Below are 11,169 nucleotides of genomic sequence, written 5' to 3'. Positions count from 1 at the left end.
GCTCGCCGCCTTCGACCACCGCCATATTTTCCTTGATCCCAACCCGGACGCGGCGGCGAGCTGGGCGGAGCGCAACCGGCTGTTCGCCCTGCCCCGCTCCTCCTGGGCCGATTACGACCGCAGCCTGTTGTCGCCCGGCGGCCAGATCGTCGAGCGCAGCGCCAAGAGCGTGGAGCTGACGCCGGAGGTCCGCGCCTGTTTCGGCATCGAGGCCAGCCATCTGGCCCCGGCAGAGCTGATGCGCCGCCTGCTGACGGCCAAGGTCGATCTGCTGTGGTTCGGCGGCATCGGCACCTACATCAAGGAATCGGGCGAAACCAACGCCGAGGCCGGGGACAAGGCCAACGACGCCCTGCGCGTCGATGGCCGCGACCTGCGGGCGACGGTGGTCGGCGAAGGCGCCAATCTGGGCGCCACCCAGCGCGGCCGCATCGAAGCCGCCCGCGTTGGTGTCCGGCTGAACACCGACGCCATCGACAATTCGGCGGGTGTGGACACCTCCGACCACGAGGTGAACATCAAGATCCTGCTGGGCGACGTGGTGGCGCGCGGCGATATGACGGTGAAGCAGCGCGACACCCTGATGGCGTCGATGACCGACGAGGTGGCGGCGCTGGTGCTGGCCGACAATTACCGCCAGACCCAGGCGCTGACCATCGCCCAATCCCAGGGTGCGGCGCTGCTGGAAGCCCAGGCGCGCTTCATCCGCGCGCTGGAAAAGGCGGGCCGTCTGAACCGCGCCATCGAGTTCCTGCCCAACGACGAGGAACTGGCCGAGCGGATGGCCGACCGGCGCGGCCTGACCCGGCCCGAACTGGCGGTGCTGCTGGCCTACGCCAAGATCACGCTGTACGACGATCTGCTGGCGTCCGACCTGCCCGACGACCCGGCGATGGCGGCGGAGCTGCGCGCCTATTTCCCGGTCCCGCTGCAAGAGGGCCAGGCCGACGCCATCGCCCGCCACCGCCTGCGCCGCGAGATCATCGCCACCCAGGCCACCAACGGCCTGGTCAACCGCGTCGGCCCGACCTTCGTCCGCGACATGATGGACAAGACTGGCCTCGCCCCCGCCGACGTCGCCCGCGCCTACGCCATCACCCGCGACGTCTTCGGCCTCAACACACTCTGGGACGTCATCGACCGCCTCGACAACGCCGTCCCCGCCGCAACTCAGACCGCCTTGGTGCTGGAGATTCAGACGCTGGTCGAGCGGGCGGTGGGTTGGTTCCTCGCCCATGGTGGCCATCCGCTGGACGTCACAGCGGCCATCGCGGCCTATCGCCCGGCGGTGGACGCGCTGACCGCCGATCTCGGCCAGGTGCTGGACGGCGCGGAGCAGGCCCGCTTGGCGGCCCGCGCCGCTATTCACACCGCCAACGGGGTGCCGGAGGCGTTGGCCCACCGCATCGCCGCGTTGCCGGTGCTGGCCGCCGCCCCGGATCTGGCCCGGATCGCCAACCGCACCGGCCAGCCGGTGACGGCGGTCGCCGCCGTCTATGTTGGGTTGGGCCGCCGCTTCGCGCTCGACTGGTTGCGTGATGCGGCGCTGGCCACCCGCGCGGACAGCCATTGGCAGAAACAGGCGGTCGCCGCCATCGTCGATGACCTGTTCGCCCATCAGATGGAACTGACGGTGCGGGTCCTGACGACCGACGGCCCCGGAGCGGACAGCGCCGAGGCCCGCATCCGCCAATGGATCGCCGCCCGGCGCGCGGCGATGGAGCGGGTCGAGCCGCTGATCGCCGAGTTGCGCGGTCAACCCGCCGTTGACCTGCCGATGCTGACGGTGGCCAGCCGCCAACTGCGCGGCCTGACCGCTGAGCGTTGATCGCGCTGGAAAAGAGCGCGCGCGGAGTCACCCCCGACTTTGGTCGGGGGTGACTCCAATCATTTGTAAGCCATACATTTCAGACCGATAACCTAGCGGCTCACTTGGTCATAACCACAAAAAAGACCCGGTGATTTCCAGCCACATCTGGGGAGGTTCTGGAGACATGGCCTACGCGGCACAAACGGACGACCACACCCGGCCAATGACCGGCGAAGAGAAGAAGGTGATCTTCGCTTCGTCGCTTGGCACCGTGTTCGAATGGTACGATTTCTACCTGTACGGCTCGCTCAGCGCGGTGATCGCCAAGCAGTTCTTTTCCGGCGTCAACCCGACCGCCGCCTTCATCTTCGCCCTGATGGCCTTTGCCGCCGGTTTCGCGGTGCGCCCGTTCGGCGCGCTGATGTTCGGCCGCCTGGGCGACATGATCGGGCGCAAATACACCTTCCTCGTCACCATCCTCATCATGGGCCTGTCGACCTTCATCGTCGGCATCCTGCCCAACTACGCCACCATCGGCATCGCCGCCCCGATCATTCTGATCGGCCTGCGGCTGCTGCAAGGTCTGGCGCTGGGCGGTGAGTATGGCGGGGCCGCCACCTATGTGGCCGAACACGCCCCGCACGGGCGGCGCGGCAACTACACCTCCTGGATTCAAACCACGGCGACCCTGGGCCTGTTCCTGTCGCTGCTGGTGATCCTGGGCTGCCGCGTGTCGATGGCTCCGGAGGATTTCGACGCCTGGGGCTGGCGCATTCCCTTCCTGATCTCCATCGTTCTGCTGGGCATTTCCGTCTGGATCCGCCTGATGCTGAACGAATCGCCCGCCTTCAAGCGGATGAAGGAGGAGGGCAAGCATTCCAAGGCTCCGCTGACCGAGTCCTTCGGCCGCTGGCCGAACCTGAAGATCGTGCTGCTGGCCCTGTTCGGGCTGGTCGCCGGGCAGGCGGTGGTCTGGTACACGGGCCAGTTCTACGCCCTGTTCTTCCTGACCCAGACGCTGAAGGTGGACGCCCAGACGGCCAACCTGATGATCGCCGCGTCCTTGCTGATCGGCACCCCCTTCTTCGTCATCTTCGGCACGCTGGCCGACCGCATCGGCCGCAAGCCGATCATCATGGCCGGTCTGGCGCTGGCCTGCCTGACCTACTTCCCGATCTTCAAGTCGATCACCCACTACGCCAACCCGGCGCTTGAGGAAGCCATCGCGACCTCTCCGGTGGTGGTCGTGGCCGATCCGGGCGAATGCTCCTTCCAGTTCAACCCGGTCGGCACCTCGCAATTCACCAGCTCCTGCGACATCGCCAAGAGTGCGCTGGTCCGCCGGGGCATTCCCTACAGCAACGAGGTTGCCGCCGCTGGCACGGTGGCGTCGATCAAGGTCGGGGCGACCGTCATCCCGTCCTATTCGGCGGCCCCCACCGCGACGACGGTGTCGTTGAGCCACGGCCCGGCCACGCCCGCCGCCCCCGCCGACGCAAAGGCCGCCGGTGCGGCGTTCGACAAGGGCCTGAGCGATGCGCTGAAGGCCGCCAATTACCCGGCCAAGGCCGATCCGGCCCGTGTGGACACCACCATGGTGGTGGCGCTGCTGACGATCCTGGTCATCTATGTGACCATGGTTTATGGCCCGATCGCCGCGATGCTGGTGGAACTGTTCCCGACCCGCATCCGCTACACCTCCATGTCGCTGCCCTACCACATCGGCAACGGCTGGTTCGGCGGCTTCCTGCCGACGACCTCCTTCGCCATCGTGGCGGCCACCGGCGACATCTATTCCGGTCTCTGGTACCCCATCGTGATCGCGGCGGCGACCTTCGTGATCGGCATGCTGTTCGTTCGCGAGACCAAGGACGTGGACATCTACCAGCACGATTGATCGCATCCGATCCATCGCGGCGACATCCGGCCGGGCGGGGGGCGATCCCCCGCCCGGTTCTGTTTTCATCGCCGCGCAACATTCGAACCGCTTTCAGTCCCCGCTGTGCTAGTCTGCAACCCTTGGGGAGAAAACGACCAATCAGGGACGCGCAGAACGCCCGATGGAAAGCTGGTTCATTGTGCTGGCCTCGCTGGCCTATCTGCTGTCGTTGTTCGCCATCGCCTGGTACGGCGACCGCACGGCGGCTGGAACGGGGGAGCGGCGCACGCCGCTGCTCTACGCGCTGAGCTTTGGCGTTTACTGCACGTCCTGGACCTTTTACGGCGCGGTTGGGCGGGCGGCGACCGGCGGTTTTTACTTCCTGCCGATCTACATCGGCCCCATTGTCGTGATCGGGCTGGGCTGGCCGATTCTGGCCCGCATCGTGCGCGTGGCGAAATCGGAAAATGTTGTGTCGATTTCCGACTTCCTGTCCGCCCGCTACGGCAAAAGCCGGGGCTTGGCCGCGCTCGTCACCATCACGGCGGTGATCGGGCTGCTGCCCTACATCGCCCTGCAATTGAAGGCCATCAGCGTCAGTTTCGAGATCCTGGCCGGCGACACGCTGGGGTCGGAGGTCAGCCAGCTTCCCGGCGGCACCAGCCTGCTCGCCGCGTTGCTGATGGCCGCCTTCGCCATCCTGTTCGGCGTGCGCAACATCTCCGCGAACGAGCATCACCGTGGCCTGATGATGGCGATCGCGGCGGAATCGGTGGTGAAGCTGGCGGCCGCCATCGGCGTGGGGGCGGCCATTGCCTTCGCCGCCTTTGGCAATCTCAACGCGTTTGTCGAGGCGGCGGCCAGCCATCCCGGCTTTCTGGAGCTGATGAGCGTCGGCAACATTGGTGCGGACTGGTGGGTGGCCTGTTTGCTGTCGGGCCTGGCCATCCTCTGTTTGCCGCGTCAGTTCCATGTGGCGGTGGTGGAAAACACCCACACCGGCGACGTGCGGTCCTCCGCCCGGTTGTTTCCGGCCTATCTGGTCGCCATCAACCTGTTTGTGCTGCCGGTGGCGCTGGCCGGGTTGATGCTGTTCCCCGATGGGCGGATCAACGCCGACACCTTCATGGTCTCGATCCCGCTGCGGCAGGGCTGGCCGTGGCTGGCGCTGATCGCCTTCATCGGCGGGCTGTCAGCCGCGACCAGCATGATTTTGGTGGAGATGGTGGCGCTGTCCACCATGATCTGCAACGACATCGCCGTGCCGCTGCTGATGGCGCTGCGCCCGAACGACCCCCGCCTGCGCGACGAACCCGCCGCCGTGCTGCTGGCCGTGCGGCGGTCGGCGGTGATCGTGCTGGTGCTGCTGTCCTACGGCTGTTACCGGTTGATCGGGTCGGCCTTTCCGCTGGCGACCATCGGCATGATGAGCTTCACGGCGGTGGCGCAGTTCGCCCCGGCGCTGCTGGGCGGGCTGGTGTGGAGCCGGGCCAGCCGGGGCGGTGCCTTTGCCGGGATTTGCGCCGGGTTCATCGGCTGGGCCTACACCATGCTGTTGCCCTCCTTCGCCGACGCCGGGTGGCTGGCGGCGAGCGCGCTGCGCGAGGGACCGTTCGGCCTGACCGGCCTCAGCCCGGTGGCGTTGGCGGGGATCGGCAACATCGACCCGCTGACCAACGCCGCGCTGTGGAGCCTTGGCCCCAACCTGTTCCTGTTCGTGGTCATCTCGCTGCTGACCCGCCCCTCCACCCTAGAGCGCCAGCAGGCCGCCCGCTTCATGAGCCTGCGCCGCGCCGCCGATGGTGAAAGCCACGGGCCGCGCGGGGCAACGTTGGCCGATCTGCACGATCTGGCGGTGCGCTACGTCGGGGCCGCGCGGGCGGACACCGCCTTCCGCCGCTTCACCGGCGTGCGCGACGGCGATCTGAACACCGCCCTGCTGGCGCGCAGCGACGGCGAGGCGATCCAGATGACCGAACGGCTGTTGGCCGGGGCGGTCGGGTCGGCGTCGGCCCGCGTGGTGGTAGCGGGGTTGCTGTCCGACCGGCGGCTGTCGCGCACCGACGCGCGGTCGATCATCGACGAGGCGTCGCGCGCCATCCTGAAACAGCATGAGCTGCTGCGCGCCACCATCGAGAATGTGCCGCAGGGCATCGCCGTGTTCGACGAGGATTGGCGGGTGGCGACCTGGAACAACCAGTTCGTCGTTCTGCTGGAACTGCCCGACGGTTTCGTGCAGGTCGGCACGTCGCTGGAGGAAATCGTCCGTTTCATCGACCGGCGCGGCGAATATGGCCACAACGGCGAGATTGAAACGCTGCTGTCGCGCCGGTCGGACCCACGCCGCCGCAACCGGCCCGACATGTATGAGCGGGTGCGCCCCGACGGGTCGGTGCTGGAAATCGCCACGAATCCGATGCCCGGCGGCGGCTTCGTCGCCGTCTACACCGACGTGACCGACCGCCACCGCGCGGCGGAGGCGTTGCGCGAAGCCAACGAAAGCCTGGAGCGCCGCATCGCCGAACGCACCCGCGACCTGTCCGAAGCCAAGGGCGAGGCCGAACGCGCCAACCGCAGCAAGACACGCTTCCTCGCCGCCGCCAGCCACGACCTGTTGCAGCCGCTGCACGCCGCCCGCCTGTTCCTGTCGGCTCTGGGCGAGCGTCACCAGGACACCGCCATCCGCCAGATCGACGCCTCCCTGCGGTCGGTGGAGCAGATTTTGGGCGATCTGCTGGATGTGTCCAAGATCGACAGCGGCGTCGTCCGGCCCAATCCGGTGCCGATGCGGGTGGATGAGTTGCTGAAGCCCCTGGGCGAGGAGTTCACCGTGCTGGCCAGCCGCCACGGGCTGGGGCTGCGCGTGGTCGATTGCGGGCTGACGGTGCGCAGCGACCCGACCCTGTTGCGCCGCATTCTGCAAAATTACCTGGCCAACGCCGTGCGCTACACCCGCACCGGCCGCATCCTGTTGGGGTGCCGTCGGCGCGGGAATTCGCTGTCCATCGAGGTGTGGGACACCGGCCCCGGCATTCCCGAACACAAGGTCCCGGAAATCTTCATGGAGTTCCGCCAGCTCGACAACGCGGTGGACGAGCGCGGCAAGGGGCTGGGGCTGGGGTTGGCCATCGTCGAACGTCTGGCGGGCATCCTGAACCACCCGGTGCAGGTGCGCAGCCGCGTGGGGCATGGCAGCGCCTTTTCCGTGCTGGTCCCGCTGACCGACGAACGGGTGGCGGTGCGCCCGGCCACCGTCCGCCCGCGCGTGCGGGATCTGCGCGGGGTGCTGGTGCTGTGTTTGGAAAACGAACCCGCCATCGCACGGGCAACCGAGGATTTGTTGACAAGCTGGTCCTGCCGCGTCACCACCGCCGCCACGCCGGACCACGCGCTCGCCGCGCTGAACGGCCAGACCCCGGACGTGATTCTGACCGACTATCACCTCGACCGCAGCCTGACGGGGGTGGAGGCGCTGCGCACCCTGCGCGCCCGGTTGGGGGCGGTCCCGGCGGCGGTCGTCACCGCCGACCGCGACATCGCCGTGCGCGAGGACATCGAGGCGGCGGGTTGCCACCTCCTCTACAAACCCGTGCGTCCCGGCGCGCTGCGCGCCCTGCTCGGCCAGTTGTTGAGTCAGAGCGAACAGCGCAAGGCCGGGTAAGCCATCACCCGAGCTGAGGGCTGTGCGCCACCACGAAATCGCGCAAAACGACGACCAACTCCTCCGCGTGGCGGTTGTGGCCGTGGGCGCGGGCGTCCGCGATGTCGTCGACGATGATTTCGGCGATCCGCATCGGCCCGCCGACGCAATGGGCCAAACAACAGGCCATCTCCGCCGCCACGATCTCCGGCACATGTTCGTGCTCGGCGATGGCGTCCACCTCGGCCTTGGTCAGGTCGCACAACCCGATGCAATCATCAATGGTCAGCATGGCGCGTTCCTCCCAGAACGGGCCGGGGCCTCGCGCGGCGTCGGTGGGTGCCAGAGACCGAAAGGAAGGGCGCTCCCGCAGAAAAAAGCGGCGGGAGCGCCGCGCGCCGGTCAGTGGGCCATCAGCACCGGAATCCCGGCGTGATTGAGCACAAAACGGGTGACACCGCCCAGAATCAGTTCCCGCATTCGGCTGTGACCGTACCCGCCCATCACCAACAGGTCGGCCTTCAGCTCCACGGCCTTGTTCAACACCGCCTCTCCGACGGGTTTTGATCCGGGTTGAATGAGTGTCACCGCAGGTTCCACCCCCTGCCAAGTCAGATATTCGGCAATGCGACGCCCTGCCGCAGCCTCCGTCGCCGGAGTTTCGGCGGTCAGCACCGTCACCCGGTCCGCCGAGCGCAGGAAGGGCAGCGCGGCGGCCACCGCGCGCGCGGATTCGATCCGCCCGTTCCAGGCGACGGCAACGTGACGGCCCACCACCTCCGGCAAAACGTCCGGCGCGATCAACAGGGGGCGTCCGGTCCCCAGCAGCGCGGTTTCCAAGGTGGCGTAGCCCTGGACGTCACGATCCGGCGAGGTGCGGGCGAACACGATCAGATCGGCCAGACGGCCTTCCACCGGAACGACGTCTTCCACCCGGCCCACCACATCACGCCACGCAGCGGACGGGGCTTCCGTGCCGCCGGGGCTGTCGCGCCGTTCGACACCGGCGGCCTGGACGATCTCCTCGAACAGGCGGTGAGCGGCGGCGCGGCGGACGTTGGACTCGCCCTCGGCGGCCCGCATGATCTCGTCCACCATCGCGCCCGACATGCCTTCGCCCAGCATCGGCACCGCATCGCGCGGGTCGAGGGTGACGAACAGACCGACGACGTGGGCGTCAAAGTCGCGGGCGACCGACAGCGCGGCGTTCAACGCCACCGCGTCGCCACCGCCGCCGCCAAGCGGAACCAGAATGGTCTTGTAGGTCATGGTGACTCCTCCCGAGCCGGATCGAGCGGCCCTCTCGGACCGGGAACACCGGACGACGGCAGGGTTGGTCGAACCAGACCGAAACCCTGTCGCAGGGCGGTTCCCGCGTCGTTGTTCGGTGACGCACGCGGGGCGGGCGGCGCAACCGCAGACGCCGGTCGCGCGCCGTCCCTCGGTTGAAATTACAGCAACCTTTCGAGCGCCTCGGCAAGCACATCCGACGCAACCCTGCTCGCGTCCAGACGCGCCCATGCCATAGGCCCCAAATCATAGCGTTCCTGCGCTTTTGCCACCTCCACCGTCGCGTCGGACGCGTCGTTGCGACGATTGGCCACACGCTCGACCCGCCGTTCAAGCGGCGCGTCCAGCCAAACGCCATCGAACCGCAACCCCAGATCGGCGGCCAATGATTCGAAGGCCGCACGCTCCGACGGGCGTGCGCACACGGCATCGATCACCACCGCATGACCGGCGGTTAGAGCCGCCCGGGCGCGCTCCATCAAACCATGATAAACGCGGGTGATCGCAGCGGGGGTGTAAGCATCGCTTGGCAGGCGCGCCGTGTCGGCCACCCCGAACAGGCTCTTGCGCAGCGCGTCGCTGCGCAGAACCAGCGCGCCCGGACAGGCTCCCAAGGACGGGGCCAAGGCGGCGGCCAGAACCGATTTGCCACTGCCCGACAGGCCCCCGATCACCACCAGGCGGGCCGGCGGCGGCTCCAACGCCGCAACGGCGTGATCGAGGTAGCCGCGCGCCTCTGCCGCCACGTCCGGTGGCGCGTTGGCCACCCGCAGCGCAGCGGCCAGCACCTTGGCCCGCACCGCCGCGCGGGCGGACAGGAACAGCGGCAACGCAGCCAGCCCCTCCGCATCGCCGCTCACCTCAACCCACCGGTTCAACACCGCGTTGCCGAGAGGGCGCAACCCACGATGATCCAAATCCATCAGCAGGAACGCCAGATCATACAGCACATCGGTGACGGCCAGAGCCTCATCAAACTCGATGGCGTCGAACAGCGTTGGAATCCCATCCAGCAGAACAATGTTGCGCAGATGCAGGTCGCCGTGGCAGTGACGAACGAAGCCGCCACGCCGCCGCGCCTCCAACAGACCGGCCAGCCGGGTGATCGCGGCGGTCGAGTCGTCCGCCAAGCGCGCCACCGTCGCCGCAGGAAACACGGTGGAGGCACCACGCAGATCGTCAAGGTTGCCCACCACCACCGCGCGCATTCCCTCCGCACCGCCACCATCGGGGCGTGGTGCCGCCGCCGCATGAAACGTGGCGATGCGTTCGGCCAACGCCCGCAGAATTGGCAGGGTCAGTGCGTGGCGTTCGGCCAGACGATCAAACAGCGCGTCGTCTGGAAAGCGGCGCATCGTCACCACCCAATCGACCGCTTCCGCCCCAAACCCCGCGCCATCGTCGGACAGAGCCGACAGACACAAATCACCTTCCGACCCACGCACCACGGCCTGAACACCCAGATACAGCGACGGCGCGGTGCGGCGGTTGATTGCCACCTCCGCCACACAGGCCGCGCGACGGCGTTCGAGCGTTCCGTAATCCAGATAGGGATAGCGCACCGCCCGTTTGAGCTTGAAGGCCCGATCCCCCACCAGAAAAACGATGGCGGCGTGCGTATCGATGCGCGCAACCACCGCCCCGCCGTGGTTGCGAGGGTCCCCGAGAAACGCAATGGCCTCCTGTTCGGCCGGTGGCTGGGTGACGTTCATGGCTCAACAGTAGCAGGTTCGGTCCCGAATACCCCCAGCTTTGCAAACCACCCTTTTGATGCTTGAATTGTGGGGCGAGATACCGACATTCTTGGTTGCAACACCGCCTTGCCGGAAGGGGGGCTAGCATGCGCCATCCGACCGACCGATCCACCCCACCCCCCACCCGTCTCCGGGTGTTGTTGGTTTGCGCGCTGCTGGTGTTTGCGGTCGCGTTGATTGGGTCGTTGTCCCCCGCCAGCGCCGCGCCCAGCGGGCGCGACGGAGCCGATGCGGTGGCCGATGCGGTGGTTGAACACGCGCGGACCTGGACCTTGGGCGGCTTGGCCTTCGGCGTGCCAACGTTGCGCCCAGGCGAATTGCGGATCAGCGACAGCCGCCTGAGCGACCTGAACAGCAAGACCCGAGTCGGCGGTTTCCTGCTGCCCGGGGCCGAGTCCCTTGCCACGATCCGTCCGTGGATTGGGCCGGGTTTGGGCGACGGGCGCGTCTCGATTGGCGGGGGTGGCATCACCGGGGGTGGCGTGACGGGCGGCATCCTGATCGATGTGCCGCTGGGATCCTTCGTCTTCACCCCCAGTTTCGGGGCCAGCCTTGGCCCGGCCAACCGCAGCCGTGCCCAACGCGACGCGGGAATCAGCACGGAATTCCGCTCCCAATTGGAACTGGGTTACGTCTTCGACAACAAGTCGCGCTTCACCTTGGGCTACAGCCGAATCGCCACCGATGGGAACGGTGCCGAATCGGCGGTTGCCCCCAACAATGTGTTCGGTTTTTATTACCGCTTGCCTTTCGGTGGACCTTGACACTGACGGATCATAGACCGTTGGGCCAATCG

Annotated in this window: 7 protein-coding genes; 4 read left to right on the top strand and 3 right to left on the bottom strand. The window is 67.6% G+C overall.

From position 1 onward, the window contains the following. From EJ903_RS16225 to EJ903_RS16215, 3 genes are all read left to right on the top strand, one after another. Positions 1 to 1,828, top strand: a 1,828-nt coding sequence (locus EJ903_RS16225; RefSeq protein WP_148105281.1) for an NAD-glutamate dehydrogenase domain-containing protein, incomplete at its 5' end; no start/stop codon positions are given. Positions 1,829 to 1,994: 166 nt separating this feature from the next. Further along, positions 1,995 to 3,707: an MFS transporter gene (locus EJ903_RS16220; RefSeq protein WP_126617290.1), complete on the top strand. Its 1,713-nt coding sequence runs from the start codon at positions 1,995 to 1,997 to the stop codon at positions 3,705 to 3,707. A 163-nt stretch (positions 3,708 to 3,870) separates the two neighbouring features. Beyond that, positions 3,871 to 7,350: a hybrid sensor histidine kinase/response regulator gene (locus EJ903_RS16215; protein WP_126617288.1), complete on the top strand. Its 3,480-nt coding sequence runs from the start codon at positions 3,871 to 3,873 to the stop codon at positions 7,348 to 7,350. Between the two features lie 4 nt (positions 7,351 to 7,354). Here EJ903_RS16215 and EJ903_RS16210 read toward each other — a convergent pair whose 3' ends face one another. From EJ903_RS16210 to EJ903_RS16200, 3 genes are all read right to left on the bottom strand, one after another. Next, entirely contained in the window at positions 7,355 to 7,621 is a 267-nt protein-coding gene (locus tag EJ903_RS16210; protein WP_126617286.1) for a hypothetical protein, read from the bottom strand. Positions 7,622 to 7,731: 110 nt separating this feature from the next. Then, entirely contained in the window at positions 7,732 to 8,598 is an 867-nt protein-coding gene (locus tag EJ903_RS16205) for a universal stress protein (RefSeq protein WP_126617284.1), read from the bottom strand. Between the two features lie 182 nt (positions 8,599 to 8,780). Next, positions 8,781 to 10,331 carry a bifunctional aminoglycoside phosphotransferase/ATP-binding protein gene (locus EJ903_RS16200; protein WP_126617282.1) on the bottom strand — a complete coding sequence of 517 codons (1,551 nt, stop codon included), beginning with the start codon at positions 10,329 to 10,331 and terminating at the stop codon, positions 8,781 to 8,783. A gap of 128 nt (positions 10,332 to 10,459) precedes the next feature. On the opposite strand from EJ903_RS16200, the gene EJ903_RS16195 reads away from it, so the two are divergent. Then, entirely contained in the window at positions 10,460 to 11,137 is a 678-nt protein-coding gene (locus EJ903_RS16195) for a hypothetical protein (RefSeq protein ID WP_126617280.1), read from the top strand. The last annotated feature ends 32 nt before the right edge of the window (positions 11,138 to 11,169 follow it).

Source organism: Azospirillum griseum (assembly GCF_003966125.1).
Classification (GTDB): domain Bacteria; phylum Pseudomonadota; class Alphaproteobacteria; order Azospirillales; family Azospirillaceae; genus Azospirillum; species Azospirillum griseum.
Note: the sequence above shows the minus strand (reverse complement) of the source record. Positions and strands in the feature narration are given on the sequence as shown.